The 20,579-nt window shown below is 71.5% G+C and carries 20 protein-coding genes; 9 read left to right on the forward strand and 11 right to left on the reverse strand.

Translation table 11 applies throughout. The features are described from left to right. Window positions 1-6: 6 nt before the first annotated feature. From IPG65_RS15600 to lptF, 6 genes are all read right to left on the reverse strand, one after another. Entirely contained in the window at window positions 7-1,035 is a 1,029-nt protein-coding gene (locus IPG65_RS15600) for an RAMP superfamily CRISPR-associated protein (protein WP_293191525.1), read from the reverse strand. Window positions 1,036-1,292: 257 nt separating this feature from the next. Further along, window positions 1,293-2,465: a pyridoxal phosphate-dependent aminotransferase gene (locus IPG65_RS15605; RefSeq protein WP_293191527.1), complete on the reverse strand. Its 1,173-nt coding sequence runs from the start codon at window positions 2,463-2,465 to the stop codon at window positions 1,293-1,295. Continuing rightward, a complete protein-coding gene (locus IPG65_RS15610) occupies window positions 2,455-3,396 on the reverse strand; it encodes a CysB family HTH-type transcriptional regulator (RefSeq protein WP_293191529.1) in 942 nt (313 codons plus the stop codon). The genes IPG65_RS15605 and IPG65_RS15610 overlap by 11 nt, the downstream gene beginning before the upstream one ends. 42 nt (window positions 3,397-3,438) lie before the next feature. Beyond that, a complete protein-coding gene (locus IPG65_RS15615; protein WP_293191531.1) occupies window positions 3,439-3,828 on the reverse strand; it encodes a CbiX/SirB N-terminal domain-containing protein in 390 nt (129 codons plus the stop codon). Further along, window positions 3,825-4,931, reverse strand: a complete 1,107-nt coding sequence (gene lptG / locus IPG65_RS15620) for an LPS export ABC transporter permease LptG (protein ID WP_293191534.1) — start codon at window positions 4,929-4,931, stop codon at window positions 3,825-3,827. Before lptG ends, IPG65_RS15615 begins: the two co-directional genes overlap by 4 nt. Further along, on the reverse strand, window positions 4,928-6,028 hold the full coding sequence (gene lptF, locus IPG65_RS15625; RefSeq protein WP_293191537.1) for an LPS export ABC transporter permease LptF: 1,101 nt from the start codon (window positions 6,026-6,028) through the stop codon (window positions 4,928-4,930). The genes lptG and lptF overlap by 4 nt, the downstream gene beginning before the upstream one ends. Window positions 6,029-6,053: 25 nt before the next feature. Here lptF and IPG65_RS15630 point away from each other — a divergent pair, with 25 nt between their 5' ends. The 4 genes from IPG65_RS15630 (at window position 6,054) to IPG65_RS15645 (ending at window position 9,662) form a co-directional block, all read left to right on the forward strand. Further along, a complete protein-coding gene (locus IPG65_RS15630) occupies window positions 6,054-7,574 on the forward strand; it encodes a leucyl aminopeptidase (RefSeq protein WP_293191539.1) in 1,521 nt (506 codons plus the stop codon). 32 nt (window positions 7,575-7,606) lie between these two features. Further along, entirely contained in the window at window positions 7,607-8,035 is a 429-nt protein-coding gene (locus IPG65_RS15635) for a DNA polymerase III subunit chi (protein ID WP_293191542.1), read from the forward strand. 2 nt (window positions 8,036-8,037) lie between these two features. Then, window positions 8,038-8,367 (forward strand): hypothetical protein, encoded by a 330-nt coding sequence (locus IPG65_RS15640; protein WP_293191546.1) that lies wholly within the window; start codon window positions 8,038-8,040, stop codon window positions 8,365-8,367. Window positions 8,368-8,603: 236 nt separating this feature from the next. After that, a complete protein-coding gene (locus tag IPG65_RS15645; RefSeq protein WP_293193018.1) occupies window positions 8,604-9,662 on the forward strand; it encodes a branched-chain amino acid ABC transporter substrate-binding protein in 1,059 nt (352 codons plus the stop codon). 312 nt (window positions 9,663-9,974) lie between these two features. Here the strand turns inward: IPG65_RS15645 and IPG65_RS15650 are convergent, their stop codons facing one another. From IPG65_RS15650 to IPG65_RS15660, 3 genes are all read right to left on the reverse strand, one after another. Next, a complete protein-coding gene (locus tag IPG65_RS15650; protein ID WP_293193020.1) occupies window positions 9,975-10,853 on the reverse strand; it encodes an EamA family transporter in 879 nt (292 codons plus the stop codon). 17 nt (window positions 10,854-10,870) lie between these two features. Beyond that, the gene (mnmC, locus tag IPG65_RS15655) at window positions 10,871-12,847 is read right to left on the reverse strand and encodes an FAD-dependent 5-carboxymethylaminomethyl-2-thiouridine(34) oxidoreductase MnmC (protein ID WP_293191548.1); all 1,977 of its coding nucleotides are present in this window, start codon (window positions 12,845-12,847) and stop codon (window positions 10,871-10,873) included. Between the two features lie 100 nt (window positions 12,848-12,947). Continuing rightward, window positions 12,948-13,220: an oxidative damage protection protein gene (locus IPG65_RS15660; RefSeq protein WP_293191550.1), complete on the reverse strand. Its 273-nt coding sequence runs from the start codon at window positions 13,218-13,220 to the stop codon at window positions 12,948-12,950. A gap of 254 nt (window positions 13,221-13,474) precedes the next feature. Here IPG65_RS15660 and IPG65_RS15665 point away from each other — a divergent pair, with 254 nt between their 5' ends. Together IPG65_RS15665 and IPG65_RS15670 are read left to right on the forward strand one after the other, a co-directional pair. Continuing rightward, complete coding sequence (locus tag IPG65_RS15665) at window positions 13,475-14,767, forward strand: aminotransferase class I/II-fold pyridoxal phosphate-dependent enzyme (protein ID WP_293191552.1); 1,293 nt, start codon at window positions 13,475-13,477, stop codon at window positions 14,765-14,767. 15 nt (window positions 14,768-14,782) lie between these two features. Next, complete coding sequence (locus tag IPG65_RS15670) at window positions 14,783-15,139, forward strand: YbjQ family protein (protein ID WP_293191555.1); 357 nt, start codon at window positions 14,783-14,785, stop codon at window positions 15,137-15,139. A gap of 10 nt (window positions 15,140-15,149) precedes the next feature. Here the strand turns inward: IPG65_RS15670 and IPG65_RS15675 are convergent, their stop codons facing one another. Next, entirely contained in the window at window positions 15,150-16,250 is a 1,101-nt protein-coding gene (locus IPG65_RS15675; RefSeq protein WP_293191557.1) for a DUF72 domain-containing protein, read from the reverse strand. A 113-nt stretch (window positions 16,251-16,363) separates the two neighbouring features. On the opposite strand from IPG65_RS15675, the gene IPG65_RS15680 reads away from it, so the two are divergent. The 3 genes from IPG65_RS15680 to IPG65_RS15690 all read left to right on the forward strand — a co-directional run bounded on the left by IPG65_RS15680 (window position 16,364) and on the right by IPG65_RS15690 (window position 19,534). Continuing rightward, entirely contained in the window at window positions 16,364-17,011 is a 648-nt protein-coding gene (locus tag IPG65_RS15680; protein ID WP_293191559.1) for an FMN-binding negative transcriptional regulator, read from the forward strand. 76 nt (window positions 17,012-17,087) lie between these two features. Then, on the forward strand, window positions 17,088-18,458 hold the full coding sequence (gene tadA / locus IPG65_RS15685) for a tRNA adenosine(34) deaminase TadA (protein WP_293193023.1): 1,371 nt from the start codon (window positions 17,088-17,090) through the stop codon (window positions 18,456-18,458). Window positions 18,459-18,562: 104 nt separating this feature from the next. Further along, entirely contained in the window at window positions 18,563-19,534 is a 972-nt protein-coding gene (locus IPG65_RS15690; RefSeq protein WP_293191560.1) for an LD-carboxypeptidase, read from the forward strand. 10 nt (window positions 19,535-19,544) lie between these two features. On the opposite strand, the gene IPG65_RS15695 is transcribed toward IPG65_RS15690, so the two are convergent. Further along, a complete protein-coding gene (locus IPG65_RS15695; RefSeq protein WP_293191562.1) occupies window positions 19,545-20,546 on the reverse strand; it encodes a tripartite tricarboxylate transporter substrate binding protein in 1,002 nt (333 codons plus the stop codon). Between the last annotated feature and the right edge of the window lie 33 nt (window positions 20,547-20,579).

Consider the following 20,579-nt stretch of genomic DNA (forward strand, 5'->3'; position numbering starts at 1 on the left):
CGGGGCTCAGGCGGAAACGCGAGACAGGGACTGATCCAGGAATTTGTGGACGTCCTGCCAGACATCCGTGATGGCATGCAGATCCGGCCGGAAGGCGGGCGGCGGCAGGCAGGGAACATGAAAGATCACGCCCACGCATTGCTTGGGGTTGCTGGGTGCGGGCCGCACCTTGAAGCGCAGACTGTTGGGCAGGCGGGCGTTGTTGCCCCAGGCATCGACCTTGTGATTGGTCACGGGATAGCTCAGCCAATGGCGTGGATGGATGTGTCCATCGGCGCGTTGGTGAGGAAACTTGAATTGGGTTCGCAAGCCGATCTTGAGGCTCGCCAATTCCCGCATCAGCTTCGTCCAGTCGTCGAATGCCGGTGTCGCCCAGATCAGCGTGCCCTTGCCGTCGGTGCCCAGGCCGTGCGGCCAGTCACGTCTCAGCGCATCCTGCCAAGGCAGGGTGAGGCGGTCGTCGAGGGTGCCGGTAAGTGCCGGTGTGTCGCCCTGCGCCTCCAGCGAAACGGAGCCCCAGCCGTTGCGGCTGCGCCCGCCCAGGCTGCCGTAGCGATCCATGAGCCACAGGGCCGTGGCAATTTCTGACGCGAATTCTTCGGGGAAAGCCAGGCGGAGTGCGGCGTTCTCGCCAGCCTGGATGGCGGCGTTGTTCTTGAGCGCTGTACCCTTGCTTTTTTCATAAATGAGCGGTCCATAGCCAAGGTACAGGTCACTGCCCACGGGGCTGGTCACATCGGGGTGCTTGACCGTTCCCAGGCGGGTCCAATCCTTGAGCGTGCCTGGGTTCCAATGACCGAGCCGGATGCGAATCTGGCTTTGTCGGGAACCCGCCCCATCCGCCGCCACACCGAACAACTCGCCTTCGCGCTGGCGCAGCCGCTCCACGTTGAACGAAAGCTCATGCGCCACCGCCACCCGCCACCACTGCCGCAGCAGTGCCTTGATGGGCGGCGTGCGCCATTGGGATGTTTGCGTTGCGTTGCCGAGAAAAGCCGGCGAGAGGAAAGTCAGGTGTAGGTTCCGGATGTGCATGGCAGCCGTCGGCAGTCGCTGGAATTGGCGGTGTTGAACTAATTTTTTCGCTGGACGCTCGGCGCCTCATGCGCCAGAGCGAAGCAGTAGAGCACAGGATTTCCGGCCGAAAATCCGTCGCAAGCTTGCCGGCAACAGCAAGCGGTTTTCTGTGGCGCGATGAAGCCCATGGATCGGCGTTCCGCGCACATCGCCGGCGATTTTCGGCGCGAAGTTTCATCCGGGCAGCGCCGTTGCCTGCCGGCCGGTGGCGCGCTTCACAGCCGCGCCAGGCGCTCCAGCGCCGCGCGGAGCGTGTCGTCCCGCTTGGCAAAGCAGAAGCGGATCACCTTCTGGTCGAACCCGTCGCCATAAAAGGCCGACAGCGGGATGGCGGCCACGCCGATCTCGCGCGTGAGCCATTGGCAGAACTCGCCTTCGGGCAGGTCGCGTTCGGGCACGGCGAGGTCGGCGATGGAGACGGTCTGGAAGTAGGTGCCCTCGCAGGGCAGCAGGCGGAACTGGGTGGCGGCCAGGCCGGCGCGGAACAGGTCGCGCTTGGCGCCGTAGAACGCGGGCAACTGCAGGTAGGGCGCGGGGTCTTGCATGTACGCGGCCAGCGCATGCTGCATGGGCGTGTTGACGGTGAACACGTTGAACTGGTGCACCTTGCGCAACTCGGCCGTCAGCGCCGCCGGCGCGACCACGTAGCCCACCTTCCAGCCGGTGACGTGGTAGGTCTTGCCGAAGCTGCTGACGATGAAGGCGCGTTCGGCCAGGCCCGGGTAGCGCGCCACGCTTTCGTGGCGCAGCGGGGCGTACACCATGTGCTCGTAAACCTCGTCGCTGATGACCAGCACGTTGGTGGGCGCCAGCAGTTCTTCCAGCCGGCGCATGTCGGCGGCCGACCACACGGTGCCGCTGGGGTTGTGCGGGCTGTTGATGACGATGGCGCGCGTGCGGGGCGACAGCGCGGCGCCGATCTTGCCGAAGTCGGGCCGGAAGGTGCCGGGCGTGAGCGGCACGCGCACCACGGCGGCGCCGGTCAGCTCGATGTTGGGGACGTAGCTGTCGTAGCAGGGCTCCAGCACGATCACTTCGTCGCCCGGGCCGGCGCAGCACAAGATGGCCGTCAGGATGGCCTGCGTGGCGCCAGCGGTGACGGTGACCTCGGCGTCCGCGTCGCAGCGACGGCCGTACAGCGCCTCGATCTTGGCGGCGATGGCCTCGCGCAGCGGGGCCGCGCCGGGCATGGGCGGGTACTGGTTCAGCCCCTGCCGCATGGCGGCGGTGACGGCATCGACCAGCGCCGGGTCGCAGTCGAAGTCGGGGAAGCCCTGGCCCAGATTGACCGCCTGGTGGCGCGCGGCCAGCGCCGACATGACGGTGAAGATGGTGGTGCCGACGCTGGGCAGGCGGGAGGGGAAGGCGGGGGTGCGCTCAGAGCTCATAGTCGTGGGGCTGGCCGCTCATGGCCTTGAGGATCAGCGCCTTGTCGAGGCGGTCCGACAGCAGGCTGGCGAAGTGGTAGACGAAATCGCGCAGGTAAGCGCTGCGCTTGAGCGCGATGCGCGCCACGTTGTGGCCCAGCAGCTGGCCCAGCGGGCGCGCCACCAGGTCGCCGCCAGCATCGCCCTGCACGGCCATCTCGGCCACGATGCCGATGCCCAGGCCCAGGCGCACGTAGGTCTTGATGACGTCGGAGTCGATGGCCTCCAGCACGATGCGCGGGGCGAGATGGCGCTGGGCGAAGGCGGTGTCCACGCGCGTGCGGCCGGTGAAGGAGGGGTGGTAGGTCACCAGCGGCTCGGCGGCGATGTCTTCCAGCGTCAGGCGCTCCTTGCGCGCCAGCCGGTGGCCGGCCGGCAGCACCAGCATGTGCTGCCATTCGTAGCAGGGCAGGGTGACCAGCTCGGGGTAGCTGGACAGCGATTCGGTGGCGATGCCGATGTCGGCCGTCTCGTCGATGACCATGCGCGCCACCTGGTCCGGCGCGCCCTGGTGCAGGCTGATGTTGACCTTGGGGTAGCTCTCGCGCAGGCGGGCCACCGGCACCGGCAGCACGTAGCGCGCCTGCGTGTGCGTGGTGGCGATCGACAGCGTGCCGGTGTCCTGCGCGCTGTACTGCTCGCCGATGCGCCGTAGGTTGCCCACCTCGCGCAGGATGACGGCGATGCTTTCCAGCACGTGCTGGCCGGGTTCGGTGATGCGCTTCAGGCGTTTGCCGTGGCGGGTGAAGATCTCGATGCCGAGCTCTTCCTCCAGCTCGATGATGGCCTTGGACACGCCCGGCTGCGAGGTGTGCAGCGCCTTGGCCGCCTCGGTCAGGTTCAGGTTGCGGCGCGCCGCCTCCTGAACGAAGCGGAATTGGTGGAGATTCATGGGATTCGGTATATGAAACCCCGTCATTATGGCGGATTTGATCTAAACCGAAGGCCGCTCCAGCGCCGCCCGCGCCATGGCGTCCACCACGCCTGGGTGTTCGCCGATGGCCGGACCCAGGCTGAAGGCGATGGCCGGATGGCGCGCGCGCAGCGCCTCGACCAGGCGCGGCAAATCCTCGCGCGCGTGGCGGCCGGCACCCAGGAACATCGGCCACACGGCGACGGCCCGCACGCCCTCTGCCAGCAGCGCGGCCACGGCCGTGGCCAGGTCGGGCTCGGTCAGCTCCAGGTAGGCGCAGGCTACGCGGACGCCGGGCTCGAGTTCGCGCACGCGGCGCGCCACGGCCTCGATCGGCGCGCGCCACGCGGGGTCGCGCGAACCGTGCGCGAACAGCACGATGCCGGCGGGGCGGGCCGTGGCCGGGGTCATTGCCTCAGCACCAGCCAGCCGAAGGCCGCCAGCGACAGCAGCGAGTACAGCAGGCCGGGCGCGCCGGCGGCGATCCAGGGCTCCCAGTTGCGCAGGTTGCCGATGAAGCCGAACACGTTGTTGAGCAGGAAGAAGCTGATGCCCACCAGCACGCCCAGGAACACGTAGCCCGCGATGTTGCCGGAGCGGAAGTGCAGGTAGGCGAAGGGCAGGGCCAGCACCATCATCACCAGGCAGCTCAGGGGGTAGAACACCTTGCGCCAGAACTCGATCTCGTAGCGCTGCGCGCTCTGGCCGTTGTCCTGCAGGTGGCTGATGTAGTGGAACAGGTCCACCGTCTGCATGCGGTCGGGGCTGAGCAGCGCGGCGGCCACCATGTCCAGCGAGATGCTGGTGGGCCAGCGCCAGTCGGCGAGCTTCTCGATCCGCACCTCGGGCCGCGGCGTGCCGGCCTGCTCGAAGTCGCGCCGCTCCACGTCGCGCAGCGCCCAGCCGTCCGCCACGAACACGCCCCGGGCCGCCTTGGTGGTGGACAGCAGGCGCCCGTGCGCGTTGTCGAACTCGAAGATGCGGATCTGGCTCATGGTGCCGTCGGAAGCCAGCGCGCCCACGTTGACCGAGTAGTTGCGCGCGTCCTGGCGGTCCTTCATCCAGGCGCCGGTGCGGCCGACGGTGATGTCGCCCACGAAGCGCGCCTGCATCGTCTGCGCCGTCCGGCTGGCGGCGGGCGCCACGTAGTCACCGAAGACGAAGGTCAGCACGACGAAGCCGACCCCCAGCGCCAGCAGCGTGCCCAGCGCCCGCAGCGGCCCCAGGCCGCTGGTGCGCAGGATGGTGTATTCGGAGCTCTCGGCCAGCCGCGCCATGACGTAGATGGTGCCGATCAGCACGGCGATCGGCAGCAGCTCGTACAGGTGGCTGGGCATCTGCAGCGCCACGTAGAGCAGGGCGTAGCCCAGCGTGTAGCCGCGCGCGCCGTGCTCGCTGACGTCGCCGAGCTGGTCCACGAGGTCGAAGAAGAAGAACAGCAGCAGGAACGCCACGGCCACGAAGCCCACCGCGCGCAGCACTTCGCTGTAGATCAGGTGGCGGATGGTCCTCATGCGCCGGCCTCCCTGGGCGTTCGCGGGCGTTCGCGGCCCCGCCAGTCGCGCTGGCGCAGCGCCAGCCAGCCCAGGGCGGCCAGCAGGATGCCGCCGTGCAGCAGCACCATGAACAGCGGCAGGCCGATGCGCCCGTTGCCGATCCAGCTCTGGCCGGCGCTCATCAGGTTGTAGTAGCTGGCGAAGGCGAACAGCGCGAAGATCAGTCCGGCGCTGCGCCCCACGCGCGGGTTCACCCGCGTGGCGGCCAGCGCGATCAGCACGCAGTTGATCGCCGCCAGCGCCAGGCCCAGCCGCCACGACAGCTCGGCCATGTGGCGCGGCGTCGGCTCGCGCAGCAGGGCGGCGGTGGACTTGAGGCGCGGCGAGTCGTTGGTGGTGGGGCCGATGATGCGGGCGTTGATGCGGTTGCCGTACTCGGCGAACTCGCTCACCCGCATCGCGCCGGTGGCGGTCTCGGTCTCCAGGCGGTGGCCGTTGTCGAGCACCAGCCAGCGCTCCTCGCCCGCCGCCTCGATGCGGCCGCTCTGGGCGGAGATCACCGCTTCCTTGCCGCGCTCGCTGGCGGCGATGAAGATGTTGCTGCCGGTCTGCGCGTCGGCCGAGTCCTTGTCGATGAAGAACACGCGCTGGCCGCCCGCCGATTCGATGAAGCGCCCCGGCGCCACGCGCTCGATGTCGTCGCGGCCCTGGTAGCGGTCGCGCAGCTCGCGGATCTGCAGGTTGGACCAGGGCCACACCAGCAGCGCCAGCACCGCCACCGCCAGCAGCACCGGCCAGGCGAAGCGCAGCAGCGGCCGCAGGAAGGACGTCAGGCTCTGGCCGCACGAGAACCACACCACCATCTCGCTGCTGGCGTACATGCGTGTCAGGGTGGCGGTGATGGCCACGAACAGGCTCAGCGTCAGGATGGTGGGCAGGTGGCCGAGCACGGTGAAGCCCATCACCAGCAGCACCTCGGACGGGTTGACGCGGCCGATCGAGGCCTGGCCCAGCGTGCGGATCAGCATCACCGTCATGACGATGGTGACCAGCACCACCAGGGTCGCGCCAAAGCTCCGGCCAAGCTCTTTGCGTAGGGAGGAATCGAATAACATCGGTCGAAAGGAAAACGCCGCGATTATGGACTTCGAGCTCACTTCCCTGCGCCTGGACGAGGCCGCCGCCCGCAAGACACCTGCCCTGGTGGTGCTGGTGGCCGACGGATTCCAGCCCGAGGGCGATGCGCTGTCGGCACTGGTCCGGCGCGCCACCGGCAGCGGCGACTTCAAGACCGAGGCCGGCGGCCTGCTGGCCACCTACGGGGCCGAGGGCGTGGCCGCCGAGCGGGTGGTGCTGGCCGGCGTCGGCGACGGCAGTCCGGCGCGCGTGCGCAAGGCGGTGGCGGCCGCCATCGGCGCGCTGCGCGGCGGGCCGGCCCAGGCCGTGACCCTGTGCTTTGCCCAGGTTCCCGACGGCGCCGCCGTGTACGCGGCCACCCTGGCGGTGGCCGATGCGTGCTACGTCTACACCGCCACCAAGGGCAAGGACGGCAAGAAGGACGCGCCCAAGCTGGCGCGCGCCACCCTCGGCGTGCCCGATGCCGACGCGGTGCGCGGCGATTTCCAGCAGGCGCTGGGCACGGCGCGCGGTGTCGAGTTGGCGCGCGAATGGGCCAACCGCCCCGCCAACCACGCCACGCCGACGATGCTGGCCGAGGCGGCGCAGGCGCTGGCCAGGCTGCCGCGCATCGGCTGCGAGGTGCTGGGCCCCAAGGAAGTCGCCAAGCTGGGCATGGGCGCGTTCCAGGCCGTGGCGCAGGGCTCCGCGCAGGAACTGCGCTTCATCGTGCTGCGCTACGCCGGCGCGGCCAAGGGCGAGGCGCCCGTGGTGCTGGTGGGCAAGGGCATCACCTTCGACACCGGCGGCATCTCGATCAAGCCCGCCCCCGAGATGGACGAGATGAAGTTCGACATGGGCGGCGCCGCCAGCGTGCTGGGCGTGTTCCGCGCGTTGGCCGAGCTGAAGCCGGCGATCAACGTGGTCGGCCTGATCCCCGCGTGCGAGAACATGCCCGACGGCCGCGCCCTCAAGCCCGGCGACGTGGTGACCAGCCTGAGCGGGCAGACCATCGAGGTTCTCAACACCGATGCCGAGGGGCGCCTGGTGCTGTGCGACGCGCTCACCTACGCCGAGCGCCTGAAGCCGCGCACCGTGATCGACATCGCCACCCTCACCGGCGCCTGCGTCGTCGCGCTGGGCGGGGTGCGCAGTGGCCTGTTCGCCCCCGGCGACGCGCTGGCCGAGGCGCTGCTGGCGGCGGGCGAGCGCGCGCTCGACCCGTGCTGGCGCCTGCCGCTCGACGACGAGTACGCCGAAGGCCTGAAGACCCACTTCGCCGACGTGGCCAACGTCGCCGGGCGCCTGGCCGGCTCGGTGACGGCGGCCAAGTTCCTGCAGCGCTTCGCCGGCGCATTCGACTGGGCCCACCTGGACATCGCCGGCACGGCCTGGAAGAGCGGCGCCGCCAAGGGCGCCACGGGCCGCCCGGTCGGGCTGCTGGTGCAGTACCTGCTCGGCCAGGCCGGCGGGCGCACCGCGGCCGCGCGCAAAGGCGCCGCCAAGCCCGCCGGCAAGGGCGGGGCCAAGCGCGCCCGCGCCTGAGTTCGACTCGCACCGGAGCCGGGCTCGCCGTCATGACCGAGGTGACCTTCCACTTCAACGTGCCCGACAAGCTGGGCTATGCCTGCCGGCTGCTGCGCAAGGCGTATGCGGCCGGCGGCCCGGTGGGCGTGGTGGCGCCGCCGGACACGCTGCGCGCGCTGGACACGGCGCTGTGGAGCTTTTCCCCGCTCGACTTCATCGCCCATTGCGCCGCGAATGCGCCGGCGCCCATGCTGGCCGCGTCGCCCATCGTGCTGGCCGCCGACTGCGGCGCGCTGACCCACGGCGGCGTGCTGGTGCACCTGGGCGCGTCGGTGCCGGCGGGGTTCGAGCGCTTCGAGCGCCTGATCGAGGTGGTCGGCAGCGACGCCGCCGACCGCGACGATGCGCGCCAGCGCTGGCGGCACTACGCCGATCGCGGCTATGCCATCCAGTCCCACGACGTTGCCGCCCGGCAGTAGCCATGTCCATCGACGACACCCCGCCGCCGCGTCCCGTCCCGCGCAACGTGCCCACCCTGACCGAGATCGTGACCGTCGCGGGCGAGCCGGCGGCACCGCTCCCGCCGGCGGTGCCTGCGATGCCGGCCGCGCCCGTGGCGGCGCCGACGGCGCAGCAACTGCTGGCGCTGCTGGGCGCCGACTTCGACCAGCTCATCGCCGATGCCATCGCGCGTGCGCTGCACGAGCAGATGCAGGGCCTGCGGGCCCGCGTGCAGCACACGGTGGCCGAGGTGGTGCGCGACGCGCTGGCGCGCGAGGCGCATCGACGGGCGGTCGGTGAAAACCCGTGAGTCGCCGCCGCCACACGTTGGGCATGCGGCTTCATGACGATGCGGCCGCGACCCCGGATACCGTATAGCATTACGGCTTTAACTATGGAGGTGTAACTGTGCTGAACACACGTACTTTGGCCCTGGTCCTGGTTGGCGGCACGATCGCCGTGGGCTGCGGCAAGAAGGAGGAGGCCGCGCCGGCTCCCGGGGCTCAGGCGCCCGCCCAGTCGGCCCCGGCCGCGGGTGGCGAGGAGATGGTGGTCCGCATCGGCCACGTCGCACCGGTTTCGGGGCCGCAGGCGCACTACGGCAAGGACAATGAAAACGGCTCGCGGATGGCGATCGAGGATCTGAACACCCAGAACATCGTCATCGGCGGCAAGAAGGTCCGCTTCGAGATCCAGGCCGAGGACGACGCGGCCGATCCCAAGCAGGGCGCGGCGGCGGCGCAGAAGCTGTGCGACGCCAAGGTCAATGGCGTGGTGGGCCACCTGAACTCGGGCACCACCATCCCCGCCTCCAAGGTGTACAACGACTGCGGCATTCCGCACGTCACCGGCGCCGCCACCAACCCCGACCTGACCAAGCCGGGCTACAAGACCACCTTCCGCATCATCGCCAACGACCTGGCGCTGGGCGCGGGCCTGGCCAACTACGCGGCCGACACCCTGAAGCTGAAGAAGGTCGCGGTCGTCGACGACCGCACCGCCTACGGCCAAGGCGTGGCCGACGTGTTCAAGAAGACCGCTCTCGCCAAGGGCATGCAGGTGGTCGACGAGCAGTTCACCACCGACAAGGCCACGGACTTCATGGCCATCCTCACGGCCATCAAGGCCAAGGGGCCCGACGCCGTCTTCTACGGCGGCATGGACCCGCAGGCCGGCCCGATGCTGCGCCAGATGGAGCAGCTCGGCCTGAGCAACGTCAAGTATTTCGGCGGCGACGGCATCTGCACGGCGGAGATCGCCAAGCTGGCGGCCGGCGCGAAGACGCTGGGCAACGTGGTCTGCGCCGAAGGCGGCTCGTCCATCCAGAAGATGCCGGGCGGCCCCGACTGGAAGGCGCGCTACGACGCCAAGTACCCGGGCCAGTTCCAGGTGTACAGCCCGTACACCTACGACGCGACCATGCTGCTGGCCGACGCGATGAAGCGCGCCGACTCAGCCGACCCGAAGGTCTACCTCCCCAAGCTGGCGGAATCCGACTACAAGGGCGTGACGGCCAACATCCAGTTCGAGCCCAACGGCGAGATGAAGAACGCCGCCATCACGCTCTACAAGTACGAAGACGGCAAGAAGACGCCGATCGAGTGATTTCCAGCCATGACGGACTTCAGGCCACCCCATGGGGTGGCCTTTTTCTCGCCTGTGCCGCAGGCATCACGGACCGAGAAAGAAGGGGGATGAAGGCATGCGCTCATACCCATGGCTGATCCTGGTTGCTTCCGTCGTATCGGCGGCTTGCGCGACGGCGCCCGCGGATGTTGGCCGGCTGGACTGGGTGGATGCGTTGGGTAACCGCGACCGTCAGGTGTCGGAGCGCGACCACCGCTGGTGCGCGCGGCTGGTGGAGAACCATCGCTCCCAGCTTTCCTCCTGCATGCTGCAGCGGGGATGGCGTTTGCGCTAGCCGCGCCGCCACCGCGTCGCGATGCGCGGCCACAGCAGGTTCAGCGCCAGGCCGCCCATCACCAGGCCGGCGGCCAGCAGCTTCCAGGGCGGCAGCGGCTCGCCCAGGGCCAGGGCGGCGGCGCCCATGCCGAACACCGGCACCAGCAGGGCGAAGGGCGTCACCGTGGCCGCCGGGTAGCGCGCCAGCAGCCAGGCCCAGGCGCCGTAGCCGAAGATGGTGTTGCCCAGCGACTGCCACAGCACCGCCGCCCAGGTGGCGGCGTCGGCCTGCGCCAGCCCGGCGGCGATGCGCGGCCAGCCTTCCAGCGCCAGGCTCAGCAGCGCCAGCGGCGGCACGGCGAACAGGCTCGACCACGCCACGTAGGCCAGCACGTCCACCGGCCCGGCGGCGCGGCTGGCCATGTTGCCCAGCGCCCACGACAGCGCGGCGGCCAGCGTCAGCACCAGGCCCAGCGCGGTGGTGTGCCCGTCGGTGTGGCTGGCGATGACGGCGATGCCGGCGGCGGCGACCAGCGCGGCCACCCCCTGGAAGGGCCGCAGCCGCTCGCCGGCGAGGGCCATCGCCAGGCCGACGGTGAAGAACACCTGGGCCTGGATCACCAGCGAGGCCAGGCCGGGCGAGATGTAGCGCGTCATGACGAAGAACAGCAGCCCGAACTGGCCGACGCCGATGGTCAGGCCGTAGAACGCCAGGTTGCGCCACGGCACCGCCGGGCGCCGCACGAACAGCACCAGCGGCACGGCCGCCAGGGCGAAGCGCAGCGCGGCGAACAGCAGCGGCGGCAGGTGCGCCAGCGCCAGCTTGATGACGACGAAGTTGGTGCCCCAGACGGCCACCACCGCCAGCGCCAGCAGCAGGTGGCGCCCGGTCAGGGCGGGCGGGGCGGCGGTCATGCGAAGCGGCTGGCGCGCAGGCGCGCGGCCAGCGAGCGCGCCACGGGCAGCGGCTCGCCGTGCAGGGTGGCGGCCAGCACCTCGCCGCACAGCACGGCCAGCGTCAGGCCGCGCGCGCCCAGGCCGGTGCACAGGTGCGGCGGCAGCAAGGCGCCGGATACTCCTGGTTCGATAGCTGTTGACGCAATATCGGTGCGGGCTAGAGGCCTGTTTTGTTCAAAAACCTGCCACGCGCCGACGGCCGGCAGGCGGTCGGGCAGGGTGGCGCGCACGCCGGCCCAGGCTTGCGCGCGGCCGTCCGCCCATTGCCGGTCCAGCGCGGCGGCGGCGTCCGGCAGCAGTTCGGCCAGGCGCTGGCGGTTGGCGGCGTGGTCGGGCGCGGTGAGATCGGGCCGGGGGTTGGCGCGCTCGAAGGTGGCGCCGGTGACCCATGCCGGGCCGCCTTCGCCCGGCAGGTGCGCGATCAGGCTGCCGTGGCCGTTGACGGGAAAGGGTGGCAGCGCCGCGTCCGCCGCGCCGCCGGGCATGGGGCCGTGAGCGACCTGGCCGCGCAGGGCGTGCAGCGGCAAGGGGCCGTCCAGCAGGGCCAGCGAGCCGAAGCCAGCGGCGATGACGACCAGATCGGCCTCGGCCAGCACCGCGCCAGCCTCATCGCGCACACGCCACTCGGCCTCGGCCGGCCCGATGAGGGCCACCACCGCGCCGCCGCGCCAGTCGATGCCGGGCGCCCGCAGCAGGGCGCGCACCAGCGCCGCCGGGCGCACCCAGCCGGCGCGGGCGTGCCAGAGGGCGCGGTGTCCGGCGTCCAGCGGCACGCCGGCGGCCTGCGCGCGCGCCACGGTGACGGGGCTGTCGGCGCCGAAGCTCTCGGCGCGGGCGGCGTCCGATGCCGTGGCCTCCAGCCAGCTCTCGGGCAGGCGCCGCTCGCCGGGCGCGTGGCGCTCCAGCACGCCGGTGGCGGCAAAGTCGATGCCGCCTTGCAGCAGCCCCCGCGCGCGCGCCAGCGTGGCCCGCGCGCCGGCGCGGGTCAGGCGCGAGACGGGCCGGTCGTCGGGCGAGACGTGCGGCGCCACCACGCCGGCGGGCAGGCCGCTGGCGCCGGCGGCGGGTTCGGGCGCGCGGTCCAGCACCGTCACCTGCCAGCCGCGCCGCGCCAGGCTCCAGGCCACCGAGGCGCCGGCCAGCCCGCCGCCGACGACGGCGCAGCGGCCGGGCTGCGCGACGGTGGGCGCGGGCACGTCGCCGGCGCGGCGCCGGGGCTGCCAGCGCGGCGCGAAGCGGGCGCGCAGGGTATGGCGCTTGGGCGGCAGGCCGGGCGCGCGCTCGACCTCGAAGCCGCAGGTGACGAGGCGATCGCGCACCTCGCCAGCCACGCACCAGCTCGCCGCGCGGGCGCCGCGCCGCGCCAGCCGCGCCACGGCCTGGAGGGTGTGCAGGCTCCACATGGCGGGGTTGCGCGCGGGGCTGAAGCCGTCGAGGTAGATGGCGTCGTGCGTGCCGCCCAGCTCGGCCAGCATGGGCTGCGCGTCGCCGATGGCCAGGGTGAGCTGCACGCGCTCGCTGTCGAAGCGCAGCCGGTGCACGCCGGGCAGCAGGCCGTGCCACTGGGCGGCCAGCTCGGCCGCCAGCGGCGCCAGCTCGGGGAAGGACGCGGCGCTGCGCACGAGGTCGCTCGGCTCGGGCGGAAAGGCCTCGACCGCGCTGTAGAACAGGTGCGCGGGCCGCGCCGGGTCCTGCCGCCACGCCCGCCAGGTCGCCAGGAAGTTCAGGCCCAGGCCGAAGCCGGTCTCCAGCACCGCCCAGCGCGCGGCGTCGGCCCAGGCGGCGGGCGCATCGCCCTCGGGCAGCAGGCCGCAGCCGCGCAGGAACACGTGCCGCGCCTGCGCCAGCCCGCCGGCGCCGCGGTAGATGTCGCCGAAACGCGGGCTGGTGGGCGTGCCGTCGCCGCGCCAGTGGACGGTGGGGTCGGACATGCCGATTGCTTCAGTTTTAATAGCTTTTGGCGCAGTATCCACGCCGGCTTGTGGCCAATTTGGGCCAAAATATGCCGGCCAGCGCCGGGCGGCGCGGAGATCAGGCGCTGGGCGGCACGTAGCCGACGGCCTGGTCGGCGCCGGCGCCGAAGAAGTGGTTTTCCATCTGGCGCTTGAGGTACTCGCGCGCGCGCTGGTCGGCCAGGTTCAGGCGGTTCTCGTTGACCAGCATGGTCTGGTGCTTGAGCCAGTCGGCCCAGGCCTGCTTGCTGACGTTTTCCCACAGGCGCTTGCCCAGCTCGCCGGGGTAGGGGGGGAAGTCCAGTCCTTCGGCTTCCTTGCCGAGCTTGATGCAGTGGACCATGCGTGCCATCGGGGTTCCTTTCGTTTTTCGTCTGCCGGCGGCGCGCGTCGCGGCCGGCCGAATGGCGGGACTGTAGCCGAGCTTGGCGCGCCACCCGGACGCGGGGCCTTGGGGGGCGGGGCGGGCGCCGACTTGGCCGATACTGCGGCCCTGCCGGCGATGTGGCGCCGCACCCTGGCGGAATTTGAATGAAATTGGCCGTCAGACCGCATGGATACTGCGCTACAAGCTATTGTTTTTGAAGTCAACGACAGGAGAAGCCCATGTCCGCCCACTGGAAATTCGAGACCCAATCCGTTCACGCCGGCTACACGCCCGACCCGACCACCAAGGCGGTCGCCGTGCCTATCTACCAGACCGTGGCCTACGCCTTTGACAGCGCGCAGCACGGCGCCGACCTGTTCGACCTGAAGGTGGCGGGCAACATCTACAGCCGCATCATGAACCCCACTTGCGACGTGCTGGAAAAGCGCGTGGCGGCGCTGGAGGGCGGCATCGGCGCGCTGGCGGTGGCCAGCGGCCAGGCGGCGATCATGTACGCCCTGCAGACCATCGCCGAGGCGGGCGACAACATCGTCAGCAGCACCGCGCTGTACGGCGGCACCTACAACCTGTTCGCGCACACGCTGCCGCAGCTCGGCATCACCACGCGCTTCGCCGACCACCGCGACCCGGCCAGCTTCGACCGCCTGATCGATGAGCGCACCAAGGCCGTGTTCGTCGAGACCATCGGCAACCCCGCCGGCAACGTGACCGACATCGCCAGCGTGGCCGCCATCGCGCACCGTCACGGCGTGCCGCTGATCGTGGACAACACGGTGGCCACGCCCTACCTGCTGCGGCCCTTCGAGCACGGCGCCGACATCGTCGTCCACTCGCTCACCAAGTACATGGGCGGCCACGGCACCACGCTGGGCGGCGTCATCGTGGACAGCGGCAAGTTTCCGTGGGCCGAGCACAAGGCGCGCTTCAAGCGCCTGAACGAGCCCGACGTCAGCTACCACGGCGTGGTCTACACCGAGGCGCTGGGCCCGGCGGCCTACATCGGCCGCGCGCGCGTGGTGCCGCTGCGCAACACCGGCGCGGCGCTGTCGCCCTTCAATGCCTGGCAGATCCTGCAGGGCATCGAGACGCTGGCGCTGCGCATGGATCGCATCTGCGACAACACGCTGAAGGCGGCGCAGTTCCTGCAGAAGCACCCCAAGGTCGCCTGGGTCAGCTTCGCCGGGCTGCCGGACCACGAGGACCACGCGCTGGCGCAGCACTACATGCAGGGCCGCGCCTCGGGCCTGTTCACCTTCGGCGTCAAGGCGGCACAGGGCGGGCGCGAGGCCGGCGCGCGCTTCCTGGACGCGCTGCAGCTCTTCACGCGCCTGGTCAACATCGGCGACACCAAGTCGCTGGCCACGCACCCGGCCAGCACCACGCACCGCCAGCTCTCGCCCGAGGAACTGGCCAAGACCGGCGTGAAGGAGGAGACCGTGCGCCTGTGCGTGGGCATCGAGCACATCGACGACCTGCTGGCCGACCTGGACCAGGCGCTGGCGGCGGTCTGAGCCGGGAGCATGCGCATGGGCTGGTTCTCCAAATCCTCGGGCGACTTCTTCCTCTCCACCGTGGTGCCGCAGGGGCAGGGCGGGGCGCAGGTGGCGCAGTTCCTGGGCCTGGTCAACGGTGAGGCCGTGATCGGCGCCAACATCTTCCGCGACGTGTTCTCCAGCGTGCGCGACGTGGTGGGCGGGCGCGCCGGCGGCTACGAGCGCGCGTTGGCCGGCGCGCGCGAGGCGGCGCTGGACGACATGAAGGCCGCCGCCCGCGCACTGGGCGCCAACGGCATCGTCGGCATCGACTTCGACTACGAGGTGCTGGGCGAGACCAACGGGATGATGCTGGTGTCGGTGTCGGGCACGGCGGTGACGATGGGGTGACGGCGCCGCCTCAAGGCCGCGGCGCCAGCGCTTCGGCCAGGGCCAGCACCGACAGCGGCGCCGAGCCCTCGGCCTTGTTGTTGATGGTGACGTAGGCCGGCTGCCCCGCCGCGGTGGTGCCGGCGATGACGCGCGCCAGGGTCGCGCGGGTGTCCGGATCGGGATCGACCAGCGCATCGAAGGGCTCGTACAGTTGCCGGGCGGCGTCGTAGCCGTGGGCGCCGTGGCGGCGGTGCAGGTTCCAGCGGCAGACCAGCGGCCCGGGCCACAGGGCGCGCAGCAGGGGCAGCTGGTCCTCGATGGGCGGCATCTTGGCGTGCAGGCCCAGGCCGTAGGTGACCGCGTTGCGCGCACGGGCGCCCCGCAAGGCGGCCGCCAGCAGGGGCGCGTGCTCGGCGCTCAGGAAGGCGGCGTCGCGCACCTCCACCGCCAGCACGCCATCGGGTGCTGTCGGGGCGAGCGGGGGCAGGGCGGCCAGCAGCGACCCGAGGCGCGCGATCAGTTCGGGCAGGCGCGCCAGCCACGGGCTGGGCAGGGGGCTGATCTGGAACACCAGCGCGCCCACGCGCTCGCCCAGGCCCTGCAGCGCCGGCTCGACGAACTGGCGCAGGGCCAGTTCAGGATCGAGAAACGCCGGGTTCGGCGCCTTGCCCCGGCCGTCCGCGGCGCGCACCAGGGCGTCGGTCACCAGGCTCGGTGCCTTGACGACGAAGCGGAAGCGCGGCGGCACCTGGGCCGCGCAGCGCGCGTATTCGCTGGCGCTGAGCGGGCGGTAGAAGGCGCGGTCCAGGCTGACGGTGCGCAGCAGCGGGTGCCGCGCGTAGGCCGCCAGTCCGTCGCGGGAGAGCCGGTTTTCGGCGTAGTCGCCGTCCCAGACCAGCCCGCGCCAGCCCGGGAAGTGCCAGGACGAGGTGCCCAGGTACAGGCGCGGCGGCAGCGCCTGGCCGAGCGCCTGCCAGGACGGGTCCGGCGCCACGGGCAGCACCTCGGCGGCGGCGCGGCGCCGGGAAGCCGCCGCGGCGGTCTCCTGGACGGCCCCGTCCTGCGCGGAGGGGTCCGGCCCGGCCTCGAACAGCGTGCCTTGGGGAAGGTGGGGCGGGGTGGTGGCCATGATGGGGATCGAATCCTGTGCCAGCGCTTTCTCCGTCTGCGCCGGTAGCTATGATGATGATAGCGCAGCGGGCGCGCGGCTGTCTGGGCGGGGCTGCGCTACCATCCTCCGCCATGTATCTGCCCCCTCCGTTCACCTGCCGCGATGCCGCGCTGGCCGCCGGCATCGTGCGCGCCCACCCGCTGGCGAGCCTGGTCACCACGGATGACGACGGAATGCCCGAGGCCAGCCACCTGCCGATGCACCTGTCGATCACGGACGACGGGCGCTGGACGCTGTGGGGCCACATGGCGCGCGCCAACCCGCAGTGGCGCCACTTGCAGGCGCGGCCGCAGGCGCTGGCCACCTTCCTCGGCCCGCACGCCTACCAGTCGCCGCAGGTGTACCCCGACACGGCGCGCGTGCCCACCTGGCACTACGTGGCCGTGCATTGCCGGGTGACGGCGCGGTTGATCGGCCATGACGACGCGGCCGCCAAGGACCGGCTGCTCAAGGCCCTGATCGACGATCACGAACCCGCCTACGCCGACCAGTGGCGGGCGCGGGACGAGGCGTTCCAGCGGCGCATGCTGGCCGGCATCGCCGCGTTCGAGCTGCAGGTGGACGAGTGGCAGTGCGCCCTCAAGCTGAACCAGCACCGGCCCGAGGCGCACGCTGCCATGCAGGCCCGCTACGCCGCCGGCACACCCGACGAGCGGGCGCTGGCGCGCTGGATGGAACGGTTGGGCCTGCTGCCGGCGGGCGCGGCGGACGCCGATTGATGTTCATGGTCAAAATGGCCTTCAGCCCGCTTCCATACTGCGCCACAAGCTCTTGAAATAAGAGTAAACCGTGAGCATGCCTGCCGCTGACGACACCCACTGGATGCGCCACGCCCTGACCCAGGCCCGCGCCGCCGCCGACGCGGGCGAGGTGCCGGTGGGCGCCGTGGTGGTGCGGGACGGCCGCGTCATCGCCGCCGGCCGCAACGCCCCCATCGGCGCGCACGACCCCACGGCGCACGCCGAGTTGGTGGCGCTGCGCGCCGCGGCGGGGCAACTGGGCAACTACCGCCTGGACGGCTGCACGCTCTACGTCACGCTGGAGCCCTGCGCCATGTGCGTCGGCGCCATGCTGCACGCGCGTCTGGACCGCGTGGTGTTCGGCGCGCCGGACCCGCGCACCGGCGCCGCCGGCTCGGTGCTCGACCTGTTCGGCGAACCCCGCTTGAACCACCGCACGCAGGTGCACGGCGGCGTGCTGGCCGACGACTGCGGCGCGCTGCTGCGCGGCTTCTTCAAGCTGCGGCGCGTCAACCCCAGCCCCTTGCGCGACGACGCGCTGCGCACGCCCGACGCGGCCTTCGAGCACCTGCCGGACTACCCCTGGCCGCCGCGTTACGTCAGCGATCTGCCCGCGCTGGGCGGCTGGCGCCTGCACCACCTCGACGAAGGCCCCCCGGACGCGCCGCTCACTTGGCTGTGCCTGCACGGCAATCCGAGCTGGAGCTACCTGTACCGCCGCATGGTCCCGGTCTTCACCGCCGCCGGCCACCGCGTGGTGGCGCCCGACCTGATCGGCTTCGGCAAGAGCGACAAGCCCAAGAAGGAGGACGCCCACGGCTTCGCCTTCCACCGGCAGGTACTGCTGGAGCTGGTGGAGCGGCTCGACCTGCGGCGCGTGGTGCTCGTGGTGCAAGACTGGGGCGGCCTGCTGGGCCTGACGCTGCCGCTGGCCGCGCCCGGCCGCTACCACGGCCTGCTGGCGATGAACACGATGCTGGCCACCGGCGACACGCCGCTGCCGCCGGGCTTCGCCGCCTGGCGCGAGATGTGCGCCCGGAACCCGGCCTTCGACATCGCGCGGCTGCTGGCGCGCGGCAACCCGCACCTGGGCGCGGCCGAGTGCGCCGCCTACGGGGCGCCGTTTCCCGACGCCGGCCACCGCGCCGCCACGCGCGCCTTCCCGCGCCTGTTGCCCGAGCACTCCGGCGACGACGGCGCCGCCGTCTCACGCGCCGCGCGCGACTTCTGGCGCCAGCGCTGGCAGGGCTGCGGCCTGGTGGTGGCCGGCGCGCGCGACCCGGTGCTGGGCGAGCCGGCGATGCGCGCGCTGCAGGCCGACATCCAGGGCTGCCCGCCGCCGTGGGTGTTGCCGCAGGCCGGCCACTTCGTGCCCGAGCACGGGCGCGAAATCGCCGAGCGGGCGGTGGCACACTTCGCCCCCTGACCGGCCGCGTCCGGCCGCCGCGCCGAATCTATAATTTTGATAGCTTGAGGTGCAGTCTGCATCCCGGCTGACGCCCGATTTCATTCAAAAATCCCCGATCTGCCATGGCCCGCATTTACGTCTACTCTCCCTCCGGTGCCGTGGGCGACCGCGCCGCCTTCCGCCGCGGCCTGAAGTGCCTGCAGGCCCTGGGCCACGAGGTCGAGGTGGACCCCGACGCCCTGACCCGCTGGCAGCGCTTTGCCGGCGACGACGCCACGCGCCTGGCCGCCATCGGCCGCGCCGCCGCCAGCGGCGCCGACGTGGCGCTGACCACGCGCGGCGGCTACGGGCTGACCCGCCTGCTGCCGCAACTGCCCTGGCGGCAGATCGCCCGCGCCATCGAGCGGGGCACGCAGTTCGTCGGCTTCAGCGACTTCACCGCGCTGCAACTGGGGCTGCTGGCGACGACCGGGGCCACGACCTGGGCCGGCCCGGCGCTGTGCGCGGACTTCGGCGCGGCCGACGCGGGCGACACCGCCGACGGCCATGGCGGCGCGCCCGTGCCCGCCGGCCCGGACGAGATCATGCTGGCCTGCTTCGACGACCTGGTCAGCGGCAGCAGCGAAGGCACGGGCTGGCGCCTGCCCCTGCCGGACGTGGCGGCGCTGGCCGGCCGGCAGGGCCTGCTGGCGCACCACGCGCCGCTGTGGGGCGGCAACCTGGCCATGGTGGTGTCGCTGCTCGGCACGCCGTGGTGGCCCGACGTGCAGGGCGGCGTGCTGTTCCTGGAGGACGTGGGCGAGCACCCCTACCGCGTCGAGCGCATGCTGGCCCAGCTGCTGCATGCCGGGGTGCTGGCGCGGCAGAAGGCCGTCGTGCTGGGCCAGTTCACAGGCTACCGGCTGGCGCCGCACGACCGCGGCTATTCGATGGCCAAGGTCGTCGACGGGCTGCGCGGCCAGCTCAAGGTGCCGGTGCTCACCGGCCTGCCGTTCGGCCACGTGCCGACCAAGGTGCTGCTGCCCGTGGGAGCGAAGATCGACCTGCTGGTGGAAGGACGCGAGGCCCTGCTGCTGTGGGGCCACCAGCACTGAAAGGCCGGTGTCAGCCGGCGGTGGCGCCGGACTCCTTCACCACCTTCTTCCACTTCTCGTTCTCGGCCTTGATGAAGGCGGTGAATTCGGCCGGCGATTCGGCGACGATCTCGCCGCCCTGCTCCTGGATCTTCTTGACCACGGCGGGGTTCTTGAGCGCCTTGATGATGGACTCATGAAGCTTGGCCTGCACGGCGGCCGGGGTCTTGACGGGCACGAACAGGCCGAACCACGACATGGCCTGGTAGCCGGGCACGCCGGCTTCGGCCACCGTGGGCACGTCAGGCAGCTCGGGCGAGCGCTTGGACGTGGTCACGGCGATGGGACGCAGCTTGCCGGAGCGCACGTGCTGAATGGCCGAGGGCATGTTGTCAAACATGATGGCGATCTGGTTGCCCAGCAGGTCGGTGATGGCCGGCGCGCTGCCCTTGTAGGGCACGTGCGTCAGCTTCACGCCGGTCATGGTCTCGAACAGCGCGCCCGACAGGTGCGGCGACGAGCCGTTGCCCGGCGAGCCGAAATTGACCTTGCCCGGGTTGGCCTTGGCGTGGGCGATCAGTTCCTTCACGGTCTTGAAGGGCTGCTGCGGATGGGACACCAGCAGGTTGGGCACGTTGGCCACGCGGGTCAGCGGCGCGAAGTCCTGGTTGGGGTTGAAGGGCATCTTGGCGTAGAGCCATTCGTTGATGGAATGCGTGCCCACGGTGCCCATGAAGAGGGTGTAGCCGTCGGCCGGGGCGCGGGCCGCGTGCTGGCCGCCGATGTTGCCGCCGGCGCCGGCGCGGTTGTCGATGATGACCGGCTGGCCCAGGTCCTCGCTCATGGCCTGGCCGACGACGCGGGCCAGGATGTCGGTGGTGCCGCCCGCCACGAAGGGCACGACGATGGTGAGGGGCTTGCTGGGAAAGCGGTCCTGGGCCAGGGCCGGGGTGGCGGCCGCCGCGGCCAGGGCCGCCGCCGCCAGGGTCTTCAGGCCGGCGCGGCGGGAGAGGGTGCGGAAAAATTCAGTCATAAGGGTTTCCATGAAATGGGCGAGGGGCCCGGG

Origin of the sequence: Ottowia sp. (assembly GCF_016703145.1) — a bacterium.
Lineage (GTDB): Bacteria > Pseudomonadota > Gammaproteobacteria > Burkholderiales > Burkholderiaceae_C > Ottowia.